Origin of the sequence: Paenibacillus sp. FSL R5-0923, assembly GCF_038009145.1 — a bacterium.
Classification (GTDB): Bacteria; Bacillota; Bacilli; order Paenibacillales; family Paenibacillaceae; genus Paenibacillus_AQ.
Genome location: NZ_JBBPAT010000002.1, coordinates 803082 through 822098, shown reverse-complemented (window position 1 = coordinate 822098; position 19017 = coordinate 803082). Strand labels below are relative to the sequence as shown.

The following is a 19017-nucleotide window of genomic DNA, read 5'->3' as shown; positions in this document are numbered from 1 at the left end:
AATTGTATAGAATGGGCTCTAAACACAAGGGGAGGTCTCACGTGATATCCATCCATAAAGATTATGTACAATTAGCTATCGCCATGTTCAGAACTGGGATTGTCGGCTATGGCGGAGGGCCTTCCGTGATTCCATTAATCCGGCATGATGCGGTAACTCGCTACACTTGGCTAAGCGACGATGAATTCGGGGAGACATTGGCGATTGCCAACGCGCTACCGGGACCTATTGCTACTAAAATGGCGGCTTATCTTGGATATAAACTTCGAGGAGTTAGGGGGGCGATACTGTCAGTTCTGGCACATATTTTACCTAGCTGCCTGGCCATGATCATACTTTTATCGGCTGTGAATTATTTAAGTGGCTCAAAAATAGTAGCTGGGATGATCGCGGGGGTATCTCCTGTCATTGCTGTCATGTTAGGAATAATGGCATATGAGTTTGCGCAAAAAGCCTATAAAGGGCTAGGAAAATATCTCAGCGCTGTCTTCATCCTTCTAGCCTTACTTCTGCTACAAATAATTCACATACACCCAGCTCTCGTAATCGTACTTTTTCTAGGTTACGGAGCCGTTCATTACCGGATCATCGCGAAGCAACAACAAGGAGGATCAAATTGATGGACTGGTTAGAGCTCATATACGGATTTTTCATGGCGAATTTGCTTGGATACGGCGGTGGTCCTTCCTCTATTCCATTGATGTATCAAGAAATCGTTCCCCATTACGGCTGGCTGACCGATGAACAATTCTCTAACATGCTTGCACTTGGCAATGCACTGCCTGGCCCGATTGCTACCAAAATCGCAGCTTACGTCGGCTATGATATCTACGGCTGGTTAGGACTCATCGTAGCTTTGTTAGCAACCGTCTTGCCCTCCGCAGTAGCGCTTATTATCCTGTTAGAGGTCATGCAAAAATACAAGCAATCCCCCGTAGTGAAAGGGATGACATTGCTTGTTCAACCGGTTATTGCAGTTATGATGGCTGCGCTCACTTGGACAATGGTCAAAGGTCCTACGAACTCTATCGGAATCTGGCAAACACTGTTCATTGCCGCAATCGCATTCTGGGCCATCAAGCGGCTTAAGCTGCATCCTGCCTTAGTCATCTTAGCCGCTTTTGCCTATGGTGGTCTGGTACTCCGCTACACGGTCTAACTAAACTATTTTAAAATATATTGTGACAATACCGCCTGTACCTCATAAATATTCACGGATTTATTAAAGGTCTTCTTGAGTGGCACAGTGCTGCTGGAAATATAGATACATAGCTCCGCATCCAGATCAAAGTGCCCTGCCGTCTCCACGGAATAATGCGAGATGCTTTTGTATGGGATGGAATGATAGTCCGTCTTTTTCCCCGTCAGTCCCTGTTTATCCACTAGAATCAGTCGTTTGTCTGTAAAAATAAACATATCTCTAATCAACTTGTAGGCTCGTTCAATTTTCTCTTGAGGGGCAAGAATTTGTGCATATTCCCGTTGTACCTCCGCTAGATTTACTTGTGATGCATTACCCATCAATCCGTCAAAAATCGCCATATAACTTCCCCTTTTCATCTGTTATTTTTAGTGGCTTGTCTCCTCCCACATAGAACCATATTATTCCACATTTCATATTCTATGCAGTGTAAAACTTCGCTCTGCCATCTTTTTACTTGCTAAATTTCCGATTATTGTTTACACTGTCATTAAATTTGTTAAGAAAGGGGTGTGGAAGGAATGGATCACAATTGGACCAACAGTGTTATGAGTCGGCTACCTAAAGCGATAGCTGGCATTGCTCATGTAAATGGCGATAACGGGAGAAGTCTGTCCATTTCCATGAATTTAATAACACTACACAATTGTGAAATGCCTTTCCTGCCATCACCCGGACGGATCAGTTAACCGGAAAATGATAAGGCCGTGGGGAAATTTCCCTACGGTCTTTTTTTATGGTTTTTTACAGAATTCCAGTTTCGATTTAGGGTTCTGGCGGTGCAAAGGGCATTCTTAAAGGAGAATATATATGATTATTCAATGCCAAAATGTTCAAAAATACCACGGTGCACAGCTCGTACTAAATAGCATCACCTTCGATATCCGCCAAGGAGAAAAAATCGGTCTAATCGGCCGCAATGGCTGCGGTAAAACTACACTTTTCCACTTACTGAATGGCGAAGAGCGCCCCGATCAAGGGCAAATCTCAATTCGCAAAGGTAGTGTAGTAGGAATGCTGGCTCAAATTCAAGAGGTTAACGAAAAAGAAACCGTATATGAAGTTCTACAGCGTAGCTTTGCTGAACCTATGCAATGGCAACAACGCCTGCGAGAGCTGGAGCTTGAAATGTCCACCTTCAATACCGGAACGGATGAAACGCTATGGAATCGGCTGCTGAAAGAATATGGTAGCCTTCAGGATAAATTTGAGACCGCAGGAGGCTACGAAATTGAATCCACCATTCAGCGAGTTGCCATTGGTCTAGGAATCGGAACTGGGCAATATAACCGACTCTTCTCCTCTCTTTCTGGCGGCGAGAAAACTAAAGTCGGACTCGCAGAACTGCTACTGCGTAGACCTGATGTACTTCTACTCGATGAGCCAACCAATCATCTAGACATGAACGCCATCGAGTGGTTAGAGCAGTACTTACAGAGCTATGACGGTACAGTGTTAGCCATTTCCCATGATCGTTACTTCCTCGACGCTGTAGTCAAGAAAGTGATCGAGATTGAGGATGGCGAGGCTTTTACCTTCCATACCAACTACAGCGGCTATCAAATAGAGAAGGAAACACGTCTACTTCAACAATTTGCTGATTATCAAGAACAACAGAAAAAAATAAAGCAAATGCAGGAGAGCATCAAACGCCTCATCGAATTTGGGAATCGGGGAACTCCCCCAAACCCTGCCTTTTACCGGCGTGCAGCTTCCATGCAAAAAGCACTGGATCGTATGGTAAAGGTTAAACGTCCTATTCTAGAGCGCAAATCGATGGATTTGCAGCTACAGCAAAATGATCGCTCCGGGAATCAAGTCGTCATACTGGAGGATATCGGTAAGGCATATGGAGAGCGAAGCCTGTTTACAGACGCAAACGAAGTTCTTCGCTACGGAGAAACTACGGCACTTATCGGTGGTAACGGGGCAGGGAAAAGTACACTTTTAAGAATTATATTAGGTCAGGAGACGCCAGACACCGGAAGCTGCACGCTTGGTTCAAGAACCGTGGTTGGTTATCTCGCGCAAGAGGCTGTCCCTGACAATAACAAACAATCCGTACTCCGCTACTTCCGTGAAGAGGCCGGACTAGAAGAAGGTGAAGCGCGCGGGCAGCTCGCACGTTTCCTATTCTACGGTGCCGATGTATTCAAAGACATCACGAATCTATCCGGAGGGGAATGGACCCGCCTGCGTTTCGCTGTGTTGATGCATCGTAAACCAAACCTGTTAATTCTGGATGAACCAACGAACCATCTAGACATTGACTCCCGGGAAGCGCTAGAGGAAGCATTAGAAGAATTCCCAGGTACAGTGCTGGCCGTTTCACATGATCGCTATTTCATTAATCGTCTGTTCCATAAGCTCTGGTCCATTGAAAGTGGACGATTTGGAGTTTTCAACGGCAACTATGAGTATTACAAGGAGAAGCAAGCTGAACAGGCGTTAGCAGTACCAGTCTCTATTCCTGATCAGCCTAAACCTTTCTCTTCAGATGGAACCACTGCACGCTCCGGTAAGCCTCAATCGAACCGTTCCGTGAATGTTAATGTCACCACGGCTAACTCGTCCAGTTCCCGCAAGAAGAGTATCCACTTTGATTGGGAAAAGGCTATTGCCGAAGTTGAGGATCAGCTTGGGGAAATTGATGCCAAAATGCTAGATCCACTGATCAGTAGCAATGCGGCAGAGCTCGCCGAGCTACAGAAAGAACGCGATGCAGTGCAAGAGCAACTAGATGAGCTCTATGCGGGCTGGATGGAAACTGCGGGACACTAACGATTATTACATGAGGAGAGACGGATATGAGCAACGAAACGAAGATTAAGCTTTTTTGGGAAGAATACACCCAGCTTCATCCACAAGCAGCGGATAACTACGAGGCTTGGGCCTTTGGCGACAGTCCTCCAATGGCCGATGAACTGCTAGATCTGGTGATCCGCAGGATTAAGACAGGAACCGCTTCGAACTATGAAATTTATGCAGTCTGTGACGAGACCTTACCAGAAATTGGCCGACATAGTATCCTGCTGGACGGCCGTGGTAATCCGCAAGCAGTGATCGTTACGACAGATGTGCAAATTACACCTTTTGATGAGGTAGGCGCTGACTTTGCCTATAGCGAAGGCGAGGATGACAGAACGCTAGAGTCGTGGCGCCATGAGCATGAGAAGTTCTTCTCCAGAGAATCCTTAGCGTTTTTGAAGAAGCCTTTTGATCCAAAGATGAAGGTAGTTTGCGAGAACTTTAGACTGGTATATTCGAAATCTTGAGAAACGCAGGAAACTAAAAAGGCGGCCTCTTCAGTTACGAAGAGACCGCCTTTGATGTATACTATACAACTAATAGAGTTAGATAATTATTAAAATACGGCTCAGCGCCAAAACCCCAGAATCCAGCCAATCACAGAGATCCATAACGGAATGCTGATTAAGATACCCCAAACCAGCCCAGTGGCAATATTGCCCTCTGCAGGACGCACCACATTTTCCTGTTTCAATGGAATGCTCAACTCTTCTTGTTCCATGCGATCCCCTCCTAAAATTCTTATCGTCACAGTAGAGGAAAAAATGTAGACCGCTCGACCTAAAAGCTTAGAATACCAACATTGTAAGTGCTTACATAATAGTAATTACCCATCATTTACATCATTAAAAACATCACTTTACGGAAGTCATATATAATATGCAAATTCTTAGTCCAATATTACTACTTTTTCTGGATTTCGTAAATATTCAAACATCGTTTCAATCTGCTCACTTGTATTCCTCTCTAATGAGAGCTCAGGCAGTTCATCTTCAGCAAAAAAGGATACTTCACTCGTCTCCACCCCTTGCAGCGCCTCGCCGCCTACAATTCTGCACAAAATAAAAAACTTATACACGTGATACGGCTCCGGAGGATGGTTATGAAATTTCTTATCTAAAACAGCCAGCAAGCGAATTGCTTCTGTCTCAAATCCTGATTCTTCTTGAATTTCCTTAACAACGACTTCACTCGGTGACAGACCGATGTCTCCCCAGCCCCCGGGAAGCGCCCACTTTCCATCTAATTTCTCGCGGACAAGCAGGATTCTGTCATCCTGAAAAACAACACCACGGATATCCACTTTCGGCGTAGAATAGCCACCCTCACTAGCAAAGGAGAGTCTTATTCTCTCCTTGCTTTCGAACGTATAATTAGCGAGGATATCTACACTTAGCTCCCGCAAAGCTTGATACCGTTCTATATCATAGACATCTTTAGCGTAAGTTAGTCCAGTCTGTGCGATGGCCTGTATTTCTTTAGCCCAGGTTAACCATTTCTGCTCCATTGCTGCACCCCTTTAAATAACTTGATTAGGATTACTGGCAAAGCATTAAATGACGGGAGAACAAACCTTTTTTAGCTTCACAGCGGTCTATAATCGTAAATCCAGCCTCCGTGATCATCTCATCCATCGGTTCAATCGCAACGATAACTACCCGATCTGCAATCCGGCGCGCATTCACTAGAATCGCAAACTGTTCCTCAGGTGTAATACTAGAATATAGATTATAAGGCATATCTACAATAGCTACATCGTAATGTTCTGTGATGTCAGCAATATCTCCAAGCGTAACCTCACTTGTGAATCCAAAATGAGCAATATTCGTTCTGGCACCGATCGCGATTTGAGGGTTAATGTCACGTCCAACCATATTGATTCCCATCGAGAGGGCTTCTACCATTACTGTTCCGATGCCGCAGCAAGGATCGATGGCTCGTACACCTTCCGGATTCGGAACGGCTATATTGACCGCAGCTCGGGCTACACGTGTGCTAAGCGCGATAGAGTAGCTACGCGGCTTTTTCATTTGACGGAACCAGGTGGCCTTGTTCTTATGATAAGCTCCAAAGTACCAGCGACCGCCCAGAGTAACAATGCCATATACCAACTGAGGGTGGTTTACATCCGCTTCCCCTTCAATACGTAACCCAATTTCCCGCTCGATCACTCTTCGCTCATCATATTCTATTTTGTCCGCAGGGGACAGATCATTGGTCTTCACAAAAATAACCTTAAACGTCTTGCCGCCAAGCTCCACCTGCTCCGTTTGATCATAAATCTCAGGCAAGCTATCTCCTTCGTACATAACATCAATTCGTTCTTTAATGAAGGGACTGCGGCTGACATCCACCTCTACCTCACTCTTAAAGATTGAAGAAGGTACTTCCTCTCCAAAAAGACAACGAAGCTCCATCTGACATAGTGATAACTCGTCCTCTGAACAGGTGTAAGTATATAAAAATGTGTTTTCTTCACTTTTCTTTTGCAAAATAATCCATCCTCTATCCCAGTAAATTGTACACCTAGCTTGCTACTCCAACATTTCGTGCTGACGATCATACCCTATACGCGCTTTGGCGATTTCAGCGTTGTTTCTATTGACCCATTCCACTAGGGAAGTTAAAGGATCCAGCAAGGACTCTCCTAAACTTGTCAGACCATATTCAACAGTCAAAGGTACCGTAGGCGTAACTTTACGCCAAACTATACCATCTCGTTCTAAATGACGCAGGGTTTGGGTCAGCATCCGTTGTGATATACCACCAGAACGCCGCTGAAGTTCTTTAAACCGCAATGCTTCTGCACCCAAATTAACAATGATGAGCACACTCCATTTGTCCCCAACCCTGTCGAGAATTTGGCGGGTGATGGAGCAATCCTCTAGCGTCGGCATTAGCCGAATGGGTTCGTCCATTGAATGTTCCAAAGTGGTTACCTCCATAGGAACTCAAGCATGTAATAGTGCCTTCTTGTCCCTTAAGTTTAATCAGCTTATCATGGTTACTGTTAGTAATCAACAACCGGAAAGGAACTATTAATTACGAAAAAAAGCTCCGGTCACGAGGATCAGATAAGACGTCTTTCTAATCGCTTTTGATCCATAGTGAGTTCTCCAGTATAATGATTCCTATAGAATGCTAAACAAGACGGTCACGCATGGCGATTAAGCTCATAGCCGGTTTTGCGCAGCAAAACTTAAGGAGGTACATACACACTATGTCATATGAAACGTATTTTTTAACACACCGGGATGAACATCTCGAAGAACTAAAACAATGGCTCAAGATTCCAAGTATTTCTGCCTTGTCTGAGCATAAGGACGATGTACTAGCTGCAGCCCATTGGCTGACAGACACACTAAAGAAAGCCGGACTTGAGAACATTGAACTTCATCCGACAGCGGGACATCCCGTCATATATGCTGACTATCTTCATGCTCCGGGTAAGCCAACCATTCTTGTATACGGCCACTACGATGTGCAGCCAGTAGATCCGCTAAACCTGTGGACTACACCTCCGTTTGAACCAGAGATCCGTGACGGCAAGCTGTATGCACGTGGAGCAACGGATGACAAAGGACAAGTATTCATTCACCTCAAAGCGATTGAAGCAATCCTGAAACAAGAAGGTACTCTTCCTGTTAACATCAAGCTCTGTATCGAAGGCGAAGAAGAAATCGGCAGCGCAAATCTCCCTCCATTCCTGGAAGCTAACAAAGAGAAGCTGGCTGCAGATGCGGTGCTAGTCTCCGATACTTCCCTGCTGGAACGTGGTCGCCCTGCAATTTGCACAGGACTACGTGGCCTAGGATCACTTGAAGTGAGCGTAACTACAGCTCTTACAGACCTGCACTCCGGCTCTTACGGTGGTGGTGTTCCGAATGCACTGCACGCTCTCGTGTCCCTGCTCAGCTCCCTTCATGACGACAGAGGCCGTGTTTCTGTAGAAGGCTTCTATGATGGTGTACCTGAACTTTCTCCAATGCTACGTGAGGAATTCGTGAAGCAAGGCGTGAATGAAGATAAGATTCGCGAAGGACTTGGACTCGATGCGTTATACGGCGAAGAAGGTTATTCTTTTGTAGAACGTATTGGTGCTCGCCCTACACTTGAACTTAACGGTGTCTATGGCGGCTTCCAAGGCGAAGGAAGCAAGACAGTTATTCCAAAAGAAGCACATGCCAAGATTACTTGCCGTCTCGTTGGCGATCAGGATCCACAGCATATTCTTGATGCCGTTGAAGCGCATCTGAAGGCTAATATTCAAACCGGAGCGAAAGTGCATGTGACGCAAATGGAGAAGGCACGTGCCTTTAACATCGATCCATCGAACCCTATTCTACAAACTGCAGCAGACGCTTACGGCAAAGTATACGGAACCCGTGCCCTCTTCACCAAAGACGGTGGCTCCATTCCGATCATGGAAAGCTTCTCCCGTGTACTTGAAGCACCAGTGGTCCTGATGGGCTTTGGCCTTGATGATGAGAACCTGCATGCACCGGATGAGCATTTCAACCTGGAGAACTTTGATAAGGGACTGCTCACCATTGTTGAGTTCTTGAAGACTGTTTAAGAGAATCAGGTAGTATAACAAAGCCAGACTCCTCTTCATTGAGGAGCCTGGCTTTTTGATATCTAAGAATAGTTCATGACAAAACCATCAACCAAAACATAAAAAAATCCTTGCATCGCAAGGATTTGGAAGTTTAAATTATGGAGCGGGTGATGGGAATCGAACCCACGCTATCAGCTTGGAAGGCTGAAGTTCTACCATTGAACTACACCCGCATTAGAAAGTGAGTACAAGAGATATTGTATCACCCCCATAAATAAAAATCAACATTTTTTTATGCGAAATATAAGACATAGAGTATGGTGTGAAACTTATACTTTCTTATATTTTACAAGGAAGCGCCAAGGGGAGCCTTTTTCAAAAATGAGGTCTCAAATTCAGCTGCTTGAATAGGTTTACTGAACAAAAACCCTTGAGCTTCATGGCAATGCTGCTCACGCAAAAACTGCAGCTGCTCCTTGTTCTCCACCCCTTCTGCGGTAACCTTGAGCTTCAAATGATGCGCCATAGAAGTAATCGTGGAGACTATTGCCGCATTATTACTGTCCTCCATAACCTCGGAGACAAACGATCTGTCAATCTTTAGCCTGTCGATCGGCATATCCTTCAAATAGTGCAATGAGCTATAACCTGTACCAAAATCATCGATGCTAATGAACACACCTAGCTCTTTCAAGCGCTTCAGCTGATCAAAAGCCGTTTCTTTATCCAAGGTCATACTCTCTGTAATTTCAAGATCTACATAACATGGATCCAAACCAATATCGGTCAGAATGGAATGAATTTTACCAGCCAGGTTCGGCTGAAGGAATTGACGCATAGATAAGTTGATAGAGACGCATATCGGCTGGTAGCCTGCTTGCTGCCACTGTTTATTTTGCTGGCACGCCGTCTTCAGTACCCATTCCCCAATTGGAACAATTAGCCCGCTATCCTCAGCTAATGGAATAAACTCATTAGGTGAGACAATACCACGCTTAGGATGATTCCAGCGCAATAAAGCTTCCATACCTACAATCTCTTCTGTCTCCAGCTGCACCTTTGGCTGATATAAGAGATAGAATTCATCACGCTCAAGCGCTCTTCGAAGGTCATTTTCCAGCTTCAGGCGTTCCTTTGCCTTCATCTGCATGGCTGGGATATAACGACGAATCTCCACACCCTGTTCCTTCGCATTATGAACAGCAGTATCCGCATTTTGAATGAGATGTTCAGCAGTTTCCCCGTCACCGGGATAAATACTCATCCCCAAGCTGAGTGAGATATGGTACTCGCCAGATTCTATATTAACGGGGGCTTCAAATAATCTGAGCAACTCTGTAGCTCGTGCCAAGCATTCTCCAAGACTTGCTCTTTCTGTCATTAGAAAAGCAAACTCATCCGCTCCCATACTATACAGTTCTTCACTGGATCTAGACTCATTACTGAGACGCTCAGATACCAATTTCAATAAAAGGTCTCCGGCATAATGACCCAGAGAGTCATTTATATTCTTAAAATGATTAATATTCATAATAGCCAAAGCTGAGAATTGATCATTTGTGTCCGTCTCTCCAGCATCAATCATTTCTTCTACACGCTGTGTCAGCCGACGTCTATTAGGAAGTCCTGTTAAATCATCATGATACGCCAAATAATTGATCCGTTCTTCGGCCAACTGTTTCTCGTAAAATGGCTCTTCAATTGTCAGGCGATACACGCCAGTAAGCAACTGGTAATAAGCAATTCCGCTACATAACATCCCAAAGAGATCATCAATATTTCCGCCACTTATGGGAGTCATAAAAAAAGCCTGGCCTAGCGAGAAAAAGATAAGTGCCCGAATAATAACAAGCAGCGAGGCAGACTTTTCATTATTCCCAGGAAATACGATGACAGCAACACCTGCTAAATAAACAAAAAGTACTGCCAGATCAACGAATTGTTTAAGTGTACTCATCCAAGGCTTAGTAAATAACTCAGGCACTGCCGAGTGGATAAATATAAATAATGCGATGAAGAGCACGATTAACATGAAGGCGATTCTGAATACATTTCTTTTTTCGGTAACGGTCACAGGTTTATCTTCTCTACTAAAAATAAACAATATACCCAGCCCGCTGGATAGTCGTGAAAAGGTAAGCAGCCACCTTGATTCCTCAGGGGTTATAAACGATGAAATCAATGGAAATGCTACAAAGCCGAGTGTATGCAAGAAGTCAATAATACATATTCCACCAAAAAGAGCTGCGACATATAATCTTCCTTTAGATAATCTGCTAGAGAAGAACAACCAGCCCTGTGCAAATATCGCAAATCCAAAAGCAACAGTACAACAGCCGACAATGAGATAGAGTGCAGAAATAATTTCCCAATTGTCCAATCGGTTTAACGATGTATGGAAAATTTGAATGAATAGGAACAGTAAGGCTCCTACAATAGCCGCTTGAATTGTCTTTTTCTCTTCTTGTCTCATAGATCCCTCGCGTCTGAAAATGATGTCGATTATTAAGCAACTATGTATAGTCTTGTCCTATGTATAAATATCGGCTAGATCGGTCTTTAAAGTTACATTTCTTTTGTGAGGTCGTATTTTTATAGCGATTATTCATAAATCTTGCATAAATATAAACCATTTTCTTCTAGCAGGCAAGCAAAAATACCTTCAGGCTTCTTATTAGAACGGTAAGTATTTTAGCGAAAATATTAGAATCATTTATCAGAGAAACTTATAGAAATTTTATTTTTATTCAAAAAAAAAGCACTTCCCCCTACGAACGGGTTCAGTGCTTCTGAACAACAGGTTTATTTATCTCCGAAGTTAACCTCTGGTGTTGTAAGCTTATCATAGAAATCAACCGCTTTATCCTTATCCGCCGATGCGCGAAGCGCCATTGCTGAGCGTGGATGCTCATCAAGCGTTCCAGTGATCATGTAAGGAATGATATAGCCCCACTCTTCTTTTTCACGTAAAGGAATCATCAGGCGTTCAATGATATCAATTACAGGGCGCAATGTGTAGCGTGTATTCTTCAAATGGGTCACTAGCAGCTCTGTAGGACAGTTCCCCGCAGCACGTCCCATTCCATAACAGGAAGCGTCCAGCAGCTCTACACCTTTCTCAGCAGCAATCAACGTATTGGAGAACGCGAGTTGAAGATTATTATGGGTATGTACGCCCAGACGTTTGTTTGGCAAATGAGTTTTGAACTTCTCAACTAAGTAATTGATGTCGTTGTGATCTAGACTACCGTATGAATCCACAATGTATACCACATCAACTACACTCTCACGAATCATTTCGAAAGCTTCTAATAATTCATTCTCCATTACATTCGACAAAGCCATAATATTGATCGTTGTCTCATAGCCTAGATCATGGAAGGTTTGTACCAGTTGTAAGGCCTTCTCCACATCTTTGCTATAACAAGCTACCCGAATCAGATCCAGCATACTTTCGCTGCGAGGTAAAATATCATTCTCATCCACACGACCGATATCAACCAAAGCGGAAAGCTTCGTATGTCCCTTTTGCGGGATAACTTTACGTAAGAAGTCATCGTTTAGAAAACGCCATGGTCCAGCACCTTCTGCTCCTTTGAGCAGTTTAGGGGAGTTTTTATAACCGATTTCCATATAGTCAACACCAGCCTCATTCAAGCCGGCATACAAATTTTGCACAAATTCCACGCTGAAATCCCAGTTGTTAACGAGCCCCCCATCGCGAATGGTGCAGTCAACAATTTTACATTGATTAGTCTTCATAATTATCTCCCTTCAATTCCTGCAATCATCGTATGTGCTATTGCAATCATTATAACCTCTAGCATAGCTTTACTATGCAATTTATATCGTTCAATCATACTTTAATGAAGAATAAATTGTAAAGGTATTTCGGCTTTAGCACTTTAAAGTAATTACCACAGTAGGTCAGGGACAAATGTCACAGTATACAAACACTTAAAAATGCTACATTACAAGAAAACATTTGAGATTGATTCTCAATCTCTTTTGGAGGGATTACAATAGCTACTTCTACCTGCTGTTCCTTACTGCAATTACAACCTGGTACTGCTGGAAATATTCATAAAATAGAAGGAATGAACCCCGTTCTACGCCGTCGTCTTGCTGATCTCGGAGTGTCAGAGGGTGTGAACATCCGTCTTAAAGGAAAGGGACCTTTTTGGGGACCGATTACGCTAGAATGTAACGGCCAGCTGTTCGCCATACGCCGCAAAGAAGCTTCTCTGATTGAGGTGAACGTATCTTGAGTTCTATAGCTCTTGTGGGCAATCCCAATACAGGTAAGACCTCTCTCTTCAATACATTAACGACTTCATACGAATATGTAGGTAACTGGTCAGGCGTTACGGTTGAGAAGAAGATCGGAAATCTGAAGAACGGGGCAGGCAAGCTCATTGATTTGCCCGGCATCTATTCTCTGCACCCACTCTCCCGTGATGAAGGGGTCGCAGCCCAATATCTGATAGAAGAATCCCCTGAAGCATTAATCAATATCGTGGATGCATCCCAGCTGGAACGTAATCTGCTGCTCACGCTTCAACTACTTGAGTATGGCAAGCCTACTGTACTCGGTCTTAATATGATTGATGTCGCTAATGCGCGTGGTATTCATATTAATCAAACCATTTTACAATCAAGATTGGGTGTCACCGTCCTCCCACTTATAGCAAGAACCGGTAAAGGCAGCGTACAGATGCTCAGCATCCTCGAGGAATCGTCAGCTATTCCTGCTGTAAAGTTCAAGCTGAATTATGGTGAGGTCGTCGAGCGAGCGATATCTTCTATAGAAAAGGAATTACGTTCTATAAAAGATCTGCCCAATCACCGTTGGGTCGCTCTACAGCTATTGGAGCAGAATCCGGTTATACTTCAGTTTCTGAAGTCGCGTATAGATGTTACGGGACTGCTAAATATCTGTGAGTCTTGTCAGAGTGAGCTACAAATCAAAAAACTCGCCCTGACACTCCCGCAATGGATTCGCTCGAACCGTATGGAGTATATTCGCAATATTTGTGTCGAAGTCCTTGATACGACAGCTCAGAAGCCCCATAACTTAACCGAAAGATTAGATTCGGTATTGACTCATCGATTTTGGGGACTGCCCTTATTCATTTTCTTTATGTATGCTCTCTTTAAGACTACATTTGACTGGGTTGGCGGCCCCCTATCGGATATTGTAGACGGCCTGATATCCGGCCCTATTAGTGATGGAACGAACTCACTGCTTCAGACCATTGGAGCTTCAGGCTTCACGCATGCATTGATTGTGGATGGCATCATCGGCGGTGTAGGCGGCGTACTGGTCTTTGTTCCGCAAATCTTCATTCTCTTTCTGATCATTTCCTTCTTAGAGGATTCCGGATACATGGCAAGGGTCTGCTTGTTGATGGACAGCACCATGGAACGAATGGGACTGAACGGAAAAGCATTCATTCCATTTATCATTGGTTTTGGTTGCAATGTACCGGCCATTATGGCGGCGCGAAGCATCGAACAGCCCAAAGACCGCATGCTGACAACCCTGTTAATGCCGCTGATGTCTTGTTCTGCAAGATTACCTGTTTATGCATTATTCGCAGTTGTATTCTTCCCTGAGCAACAAGCGTTTGCCGTTCTCTCTATGTATGTTATGGGGATTGTGTTTGCCCTAATTCTTTGTAAGGTATTCTCTAAATACTTATTCAAGAATGAATCCTCCGTCTTCATCATCGAACTTCCTCCTTACCGTATGCCGCAGATCAAAACCTTATCGCGCAGCACTTGGGAGAAGGGCAAAGGGTTCCTTCGTAAAGCGGGAACGATTATTCTAGCTGGATCAGCCATTATTTGGTTCATGTCTTATGCTGGTCCTGGCGGATTTGATGTAGAAATGGATCATAGCTATCTAGCTAAATTCGGAGGCATGATTGCACCACTACTGGAACCGCTTGGTTTCGGAACGTGGCAGGCCGGCTCTACCTTGGTCCCAGGATTTTTAGCGAAAGAGGTTGTAGTGTCTACGATGAATATCATCTATCACGCACCAGATACCGCTGGATTAGAGAATCAAATTTCACAAGTCTTTACACCGCTGAGTGCAATCAGCTTTATGGCCTTTATCCTGTTATATATTCCTTGTCTGGCCACTGTAGGGGTTATCAAAAAAGAAACAGCCTCTTGGAAATGGACTTTCTTCTCTATTGGCTATTCTCTTGCTCTGGCATATATCGTATCTTTTGTTATTTTCCAAGGTGGGCGATTATTAGGCTGGTCGTAGAACTTGTAATTCGTTGATTCTCTTAATGAAAGTGGGGCACCGTAATGGTAAATGTTCTAATCGTCACTCTGATCTTCGGTTATTCAGGCTGGATCATCTATCGACATGTGCAAAAGGGCAAGCAAGGCGCTTGCGCTGGCTGTGATAAGGGCAAGACCTGTTCTGCAGCGTCTTTAGATTCTCCCCTCTCCTGCTGCTCAACACCTGTTAATAAGAAGAAGTAGGCTTGCCTAACCGTTATATGAAAGGGTTCATAGTTTAGCTTTCATTGCTTTCGGGTATGTTTGTTATAAGCAACTACAGACTATACCTAAGGAGGTAATCACTATGAACACAAAAAAAACATTTTTCACAACAGCCGCATTGGGCGTAGCCTATTTACTGAAGAATAAGGGAACTCGCGATAAAATAATGAACAGTATTCAATCCTTTACTTCTCAATCGAAGGCTAAAAAATCCAGTGGCAATATTTAATCTTCAGCATTCTTACAAAAGCAAAGAAACCTCGCCTTAGGGAATGGTCGGTCTTCCATCCATTGTCCTAGGGCGAGGTTTCTTTTTGTTGATTATGAAGAGCTAATCATTCGCTTTCGCCGAGCAACCACTGAACCAATGTGCGAACCATGACTCCTGTACCGCCTCTAGGATTAACTCCACGTTCTTTAGAAAGAAATGCGGTTCCAGCAATATCTAGGTGTATCCACGGTAGACCTTCCGCAAACTCACCTACGAATAACCCAGCGGTAGTGGCTCCCCCGAATCTTCCTGCGGTGTTACGGATATCGGCCACTTCACTCTTTAGCATTTCGCGGAATTCCGGGTAAACCGGAAGCTGCCATATTTTTTCACCCGAAACATTAGCTGCTGTCAGAAACTGCTCCATAAATTCCTCGTTGTTAGTAACAGCACCTGTAGCTATATCTCCTAATGTCGACAACACTGCACCTGTCAGCGTAGCGACATCAATAACTCGTTTCGCTCCCCATTCCCGGGCATAGGTCAGCGCATCCGCAAGTACAAGTCTGCCTTCTGCATCGGTATTCAATACTTCTATGGTTCTTCCGCTCATTGATGTAATGATATCCCCGGGTTTAAAGGCATTAGCAGATGGCATATTCTCAGCGGATGGAATGACCATTACGACATTAATTCGTGGACGTAATCGGCCTAATGCCTCCATGACTCCAAGCACAGCCGCTGCTCCTCCCATATCACTGATTAACTCTTCCATGCCTGGGGCTCTTTTTAAGGAAATTCCCCCCGTATCAAAAGTAATCCCTTTACCGACCAGCCCCACTACATTATCCCAGTGCCCCGTTCCCTGGTAACGGATGACGATCATTCGCGGAGGGTTTACACTTCCTTTTCCGACTGCGAGCAATCCGCCCATTCCTTTTTGCTCAATTTCTCGTTCATCCAGCACTTCGGAAGGAAATCCATAACGTTCAGCAACTTCTATAGCGGCCATAGCTAGGTCAGATGGAGTCAGCAGATTGCCGGGCATATTCGTCAAGTTCCGTGCCAGATTCGTAGCCTCACCAAAAGCCAGCCCTCTCTGCATGCCCAGATTCCAGTCACGCTCGAAAGTATCCGCTGGCTTCTTCTCGATAGTAAAAATAACCGAGTTTGGACCTGTATATTGAGATTGCTCCTGCTTATAGGTGGGACGACGATAGGAACCAAGTGACAACCCCTCAGACAACGCATAGGCAATAGATACGATATCCTTATCTTCTGTTAGCTCCTGAACACCTTCAGGCAACTGAAACACTAGCTGTATTGCCTTCAATCGAAGTGCTGCACGTGCTATCTGAACCGCCATTTGACGTAGGTCTTCAGTACTAATTAATTGGTCCCCTTTTCCAACTAAAATAGCTACAGGACAACCAGATGGATAATCTAATGGCAGTACATAAGTCTGATTCAGCTTCCCACTAAAGAGACCTGACTTTCCTAATAATCGAATTCTGTCATTCCACCTCTCTGAGAGGCCTCCATGTTGGGCTTCCGACTCAGAGATGATAAGAATAAGGGCATCACCCTGTATTTCATTAATGGCACTGCCACTATTAAATTCTATATTCATTGTGTCTACCTCCATTTGTCTCCCAAAACCAACCCCCATTGTAACATAAGCAAGGCCGATCTCTGCATCTGTATTATCCGCAGGGATCAGCCTCTTAAACACTTTATATTCTAATCGAATGTACTAATGGATTAATGAATTAATGGCAATGAGATTACAAAATGAGTACCTTCATTAACTCTACTACTGACAGAAATGCATCCGCCATGATTTTTGATGATTCGGTCACTCACGGAAAGCCCTAGCCCTGTCCCATTCTCCTTAGTTGTAAAAAATGGACTAAATAACCTGTCCAGTGTACGGATATCCATTCCCTTTCCGTTATCAGAAATGAACATACGGACTTCAGAACCCTCTCTGTGGGCTCCAACCTCTATTATACCCATTAGACCATCTGCTCTATCCGCAACGGCCTCCATAGCGTTTCTAATCAGGTTGAGGACTACCTGTTTCATTTGTTTTACATCTCCAGAAATCATCATATCTCCCTCCTGAAAAGGATGTAGATTGATCTGGCAACCTTTCATCAGGGCTTCGCTCTCTGTAAGCAGCACTACTTCCTTGAGTAAAGCTGACACAGGAATCATTCCCACTTGAGGAACTGACGGCTTGGAGGAAGTAAGGAATTCATGAATGATATCATTGGCACGATCGATCTCTGCCAAGATTATCTTGCCGTATTCCTGCTTCCCAAGCTGCTGTAGATGCGGGTGAAGCAATTGAATAAATCCACGAATTGCAGTTAATGGATTCCGGATTTCATGTGCAATAGATGCAGATAATTTACCTAGCATAGCCAAACTATCGTTCTGGTAAGCCGTTTGCTCAATCAACTTATAATCGGAGATTTCTTTAACTGTAAACAAATAACAACCCTTCATTTGCTCTCCACAGCATAATGTAACCTTCCAGTAACGGCCATACTCGTCTAAAAATTCATAATTTGATTTTCCTTTGTATACCATCTCTCTATAGCTTTGCAGTACTTGCTTTTTCTTAAAGCGGCTTAGTCTAACGTTAGATAATAGGTGTGATATTGTACAGCCGACAAGGGAGTGACGGGTTAATTCTAGCATCCCGTACATTTGCTTATTTACAAAACTTATAACTCCCTCTTCATCAAAAAGCATGATTCCGCTGTCAATATTCTCTAGTACATCCTCGTATGTAGTATCCACAGGCCCTGACTGATAGGTTCTTCCCGGTAATAGAAGACTTTCTTGATATTGGCTAATCACGATACGAAGTTCCCCCTTTTACTGCATTTGACGAAGACGCTAAAGCGACATCAAATTACTATGTATTTGAGTATATGACGAAGCCGCCAGAACATTCGGTAATCGTTGCACTTTTTCCAACCGGTTCAATTATATTCCAATCATATCCAAGTGAAGTAGACAACGCAATCAGAGAAACTGTCGAATGATAAAAAAATTCATAAAATGATTCCAAAGACATATAAAATATCACATCAAATTATATTTATCACTATTAGTTCGTTCAAATGATTTAAACTCTTTTAAAAGAAAATAGAAAAAGCTAAAGGCCCTCGCGGTTGCGAAGGCCTTGATAAAGAAATGGGTCAGACCCAAATTGTAAATAATCTTACGCTTTCTGTTGCAGACGAAGGCGTCTTTGACTCATCACAGCTAATCTTTTCTTCAATTCCCGTTCCCACTTCGTATCCTCAATCTGTTTGGCTACAGCAAGCAGGTCAAGCGCCATATCGATCTGACTCCGCACAATAGCTAGAGGCTCTTCACTCTCGATGTTAATGACATTCTCGAATATTGCAGTTTCGTCTTCCATGACATAGTCCTGAAAATCCACATCAGTAACACCGTCTCCATGTGCGTATTCCGCCAAGATCTCATACTCGTTTTCGACCTTATAGTGAACCTCTACACGATGACATACCGGACAAAAAAGCAGGGGAACATTATGGACTTGCGTGCGATAATGTTTAAGGGTTCCCTTTGTTCCTACCATACTCGCTCCACAGCAAAAGCTCATATTTGTTCACCCTCCTTAGAATAACTAACCCATCTGAGTTTTTATTATTGTATTACATTACCCCAATGGAGATT

General features: G+C 43.8%; 20 protein-coding genes and 1 tRNA gene. 10 read left to right on the top strand and 11 right to left on the bottom strand.

Annotation, left to right across the window (positions count from 1 at the left end; genetic code table 11):
• Window positions 1-41: 41 nt before the first annotated feature.
• Both MKX35_RS28900 and MKX35_RS28895 read left to right on the top strand, forming a co-directional pair.
• Window positions 42-620: a chromate transporter gene (locus MKX35_RS28900; protein ID WP_371915748.1), complete on the top strand. Its 579-nt coding sequence runs from the start codon at window positions 42-44 to the stop codon at window positions 618-620.
• Window positions 620-1159: a chromate transporter gene (locus tag MKX35_RS28895; RefSeq protein WP_076286319.1), complete on the top strand. Its 540-nt coding sequence runs from the start codon at window positions 620-622 to the stop codon at window positions 1157-1159. Before MKX35_RS28900 ends, MKX35_RS28895 begins: the two co-directional genes overlap by 1 nt.
• A 5-nt stretch (window positions 1160-1164) precedes the next feature.
• Here MKX35_RS28895 and MKX35_RS28890 read toward each other — a convergent pair whose 3' ends face one another.
• Window positions 1165-1542, bottom strand: coding sequence for a PH domain-containing protein (locus MKX35_RS28890; RefSeq protein WP_076298221.1), 378 nt, complete (start codon window positions 1540-1542; stop codon window positions 1165-1167).
• 180 nt (window positions 1543-1722) lie between these two features.
• On the opposite strand from MKX35_RS28890, the gene MKX35_RS28885 reads away from it, so the two are divergent.
• The 3 genes from MKX35_RS28885 to MKX35_RS28875 all read left to right on the top strand — a co-directional run bounded on the left by MKX35_RS28885 (window position 1723) and on the right by MKX35_RS28875 (window position 4476).
• Window positions 1723-1890, top strand: a complete 168-nt coding sequence (locus MKX35_RS28885) for a hypothetical protein (protein WP_156114741.1) — start codon at window positions 1723-1725, stop codon at window positions 1888-1890.
• A gap of 121 nt (window positions 1891-2011) precedes the next feature.
• Window positions 2012-3982 carry an ABC-F family ATP-binding cassette domain-containing protein gene (locus MKX35_RS28880; RefSeq protein WP_076298222.1) on the top strand — a complete coding sequence of 657 codons (1971 nt, stop codon included), beginning with the start codon at window positions 2012-2014 and terminating at the stop codon, window positions 3980-3982.
• A 26-nt stretch (window positions 3983-4008) separates the two neighbouring features.
• Entirely contained in the window at window positions 4009-4476 is a 468-nt protein-coding gene (locus tag MKX35_RS28875; RefSeq protein ID WP_076298223.1) for an ASCH domain-containing protein, read from the top strand.
• Between the two features lie 101 nt (window positions 4477-4577).
• Here MKX35_RS28875 and MKX35_RS28870 read toward each other — a convergent pair whose 3' ends face one another.
• From MKX35_RS28870 to MKX35_RS28855, 4 genes are all read right to left on the bottom strand, one after another.
• Window positions 4578-4730, bottom strand: a complete 153-nt coding sequence (locus MKX35_RS28870; protein WP_156113065.1) for a hypothetical protein — start codon at window positions 4728-4730, stop codon at window positions 4578-4580.
• Window positions 4731-4898: 168 nt separating this feature from the next.
• Entirely contained in the window at window positions 4899-5516 is a 618-nt protein-coding gene (locus tag MKX35_RS28865; protein ID WP_042185753.1) for an NUDIX hydrolase, read from the bottom strand.
• Between the two features lie 31 nt (window positions 5517-5547).
• Entirely contained in the window at window positions 5548-6501 is a 954-nt protein-coding gene (locus tag MKX35_RS28860; protein ID WP_076298224.1) for a TRM11 family SAM-dependent methyltransferase, read from the bottom strand.
• 42 nt (window positions 6502-6543) lie between these two features.
• Complete coding sequence (locus MKX35_RS28855; protein WP_081382709.1) at window positions 6544-6939, bottom strand: winged helix-turn-helix transcriptional regulator; 396 nt, start codon at window positions 6937-6939, stop codon at window positions 6544-6546.
• Window positions 6940-7229: 290 nt separating this feature from the next.
• On the opposite strand from MKX35_RS28855, the gene MKX35_RS28850 reads away from it, so the two are divergent.
• A complete protein-coding gene (locus MKX35_RS28850) occupies window positions 7230-8585 on the top strand; it encodes a dipeptidase (RefSeq protein ID WP_076298226.1) in 1356 nt (451 codons plus the stop codon).
• A 141-nt stretch (window positions 8586-8726) separates the two neighbouring features.
• Here MKX35_RS28850 and MKX35_RS28845 read toward each other — a convergent pair.
• From MKX35_RS28845 to MKX35_RS28835, 3 genes are all read right to left on the bottom strand, one after another.
• Window positions 8727-8800: transfer RNA gene (locus MKX35_RS28845), tRNA-Gly, on the bottom strand.
• Window positions 8801-8913: 113 nt separating this feature from the next.
• Entirely contained in the window at window positions 8914-11040 is a 2127-nt protein-coding gene (locus MKX35_RS28840; protein ID WP_076298227.1) for a putative bifunctional diguanylate cyclase/phosphodiesterase, read from the bottom strand.
• A 329-nt stretch (window positions 11041-11369) separates the two neighbouring features.
• The gene (locus MKX35_RS28835; RefSeq protein ID WP_170880320.1) at window positions 11370-12329 is read right to left on the bottom strand and encodes an aldolase catalytic domain-containing protein; all 960 of its coding nucleotides are present in this window, start codon (window positions 12327-12329) and stop codon (window positions 11370-11372) included.
• Between the two features lie 239 nt (window positions 12330-12568).
• Between MKX35_RS28835 and MKX35_RS28830 the strand changes: the two genes are divergently transcribed.
• The 4 genes from MKX35_RS28830 to MKX35_RS28815 all read left to right on the top strand — a co-directional run bounded on the left by MKX35_RS28830 (window position 12569) and on the right by MKX35_RS28815 (window position 15318).
• A complete protein-coding gene (locus MKX35_RS28830; protein WP_331281439.1) occupies window positions 12569-12835 on the top strand; it encodes a FeoA family protein in 267 nt (88 codons plus the stop codon).
• Window positions 12832-14844, top strand: a complete 2013-nt coding sequence (gene feoB / locus MKX35_RS28825; protein ID WP_042185744.1) for a ferrous iron transport protein B — start codon at window positions 12832-12834, stop codon at window positions 14842-14844. Before MKX35_RS28830 ends, feoB begins: the two co-directional genes overlap by 4 nt.
• A 44-nt stretch (window positions 14845-14888) precedes the next feature.
• Window positions 14889-15068 carry a FeoB-associated Cys-rich membrane protein gene (locus MKX35_RS28820; protein ID WP_076298228.1) on the top strand — a complete coding sequence of 60 codons (180 nt, stop codon included), beginning with the start codon at window positions 14889-14891 and terminating at the stop codon, window positions 15066-15068.
• Between the two features lie 103 nt (window positions 15069-15171).
• Entirely contained in the window at window positions 15172-15318 is a 147-nt protein-coding gene (locus MKX35_RS28815; RefSeq protein ID WP_179085847.1) for a hypothetical protein, read from the top strand.
• 106 nt (window positions 15319-15424) lie between these two features.
• Here MKX35_RS28815 and MKX35_RS28810 read toward each other — a convergent pair whose 3' ends face one another.
• From MKX35_RS28810 to MKX35_RS28800, 3 genes are all read right to left on the bottom strand, one after another.
• A complete protein-coding gene (locus tag MKX35_RS28810) occupies window positions 15425-16930 on the bottom strand; it encodes a leucyl aminopeptidase (protein ID WP_143759278.1) in 1506 nt (501 codons plus the stop codon).
• Between the two features lie 131 nt (window positions 16931-17061).
• Window positions 17062-18168: an ATP-binding protein gene (locus MKX35_RS28805; RefSeq protein WP_076298229.1), complete on the bottom strand. Its 1107-nt coding sequence runs from the start codon at window positions 18166-18168 to the stop codon at window positions 17062-17064.
• A gap of 367 nt (window positions 18169-18535) precedes the next feature.
• Complete coding sequence (locus MKX35_RS28800; protein ID WP_042125131.1) at window positions 18536-18943, bottom strand: hypothetical protein; 408 nt, start codon at window positions 18941-18943, stop codon at window positions 18536-18538.
• Window positions 18944-19017: the final 74 nt, after the last annotated feature.

Bases quoted from the DNA above. Each gene is read 5' to 3' on its own strand.
- MKX35_RS28840 (WP_076298227.1), bottom strand. From the start codon at position 11,040: ATGAGACAAGAAGAGAAAAAGACAATTCAAGCGGCTATTGTAGGAGCC.
- MKX35_RS28820 (WP_076298228.1), top strand. From the start codon at position 14,889: ATGGTAAATGTTCTAATCGTCACTCTGATCTTCGGTTATTCAGGCTGG.
- MKX35_RS28835 (WP_170880320.1), bottom strand. From the start codon at position 12,329: ATGAAGACTAATCAATGTAAAATTGTTGACTGCACCATTCGCGATGGG.
- MKX35_RS28895 (WP_076286319.1), top strand. From the start codon at position 620: ATGGACTGGTTAGAGCTCATATACGGATTTTTCATGGCGAATTTGCTT.
- MKX35_RS28875 (WP_076298223.1), top strand. From the start codon at position 4,009: ATGAGCAACGAAACGAAGATTAAGCTTTTTTGGGAAGAATACACCCAG.
- MKX35_RS28880 (WP_076298222.1), top strand. From the start codon at position 2,012: ATGATTATTCAATGCCAAAATGTTCAAAAATACCACGGTGCACAGCTC.
- MKX35_RS28885 (WP_156114741.1), top strand. From the start codon at position 1,723: ATGGATCACAATTGGACCAACAGTGTTATGAGTCGGCTACCTAAAGCG.
- MKX35_RS28810 (WP_143759278.1), bottom strand. From the start codon at position 16,930: ATGAATATAGAATTTAATAGTGGCAGTGCCATTAATGAAATACAGGGT.
- MKX35_RS28870 (WP_156113065.1), bottom strand. From the start codon at position 4,730: ATGGAACAAGAAGAGTTGAGCATTCCATTGAAACAGGAAAATGTGGTG.
- MKX35_RS28800 (WP_042125131.1), bottom strand. From the start codon at position 18,943: ATGAGCTTTTGCTGTGGAGCGAGTATGGTAGGAACAAAGGGAACCCTT.
- MKX35_RS28865 (WP_042185753.1), bottom strand. From the start codon at position 5,516: ATGGAGCAGAAATGGTTAACCTGGGCTAAAGAAATACAGGCCATCGCA.
- MKX35_RS28890 (WP_076298221.1), bottom strand. From the start codon at position 1,542: ATGGCGATTTTTGACGGATTGATGGGTAATGCATCACAAGTAAATCTA.
- MKX35_RS28850 (WP_076298226.1), top strand. From the start codon at position 7,230: ATGTCATATGAAACGTATTTTTTAACACACCGGGATGAACATCTCGAA.
- MKX35_RS28815 (WP_179085847.1), top strand. From the start codon at position 15,172: ATGAACACAAAAAAAACATTTTTCACAACAGCCGCATTGGGCGTAGCC.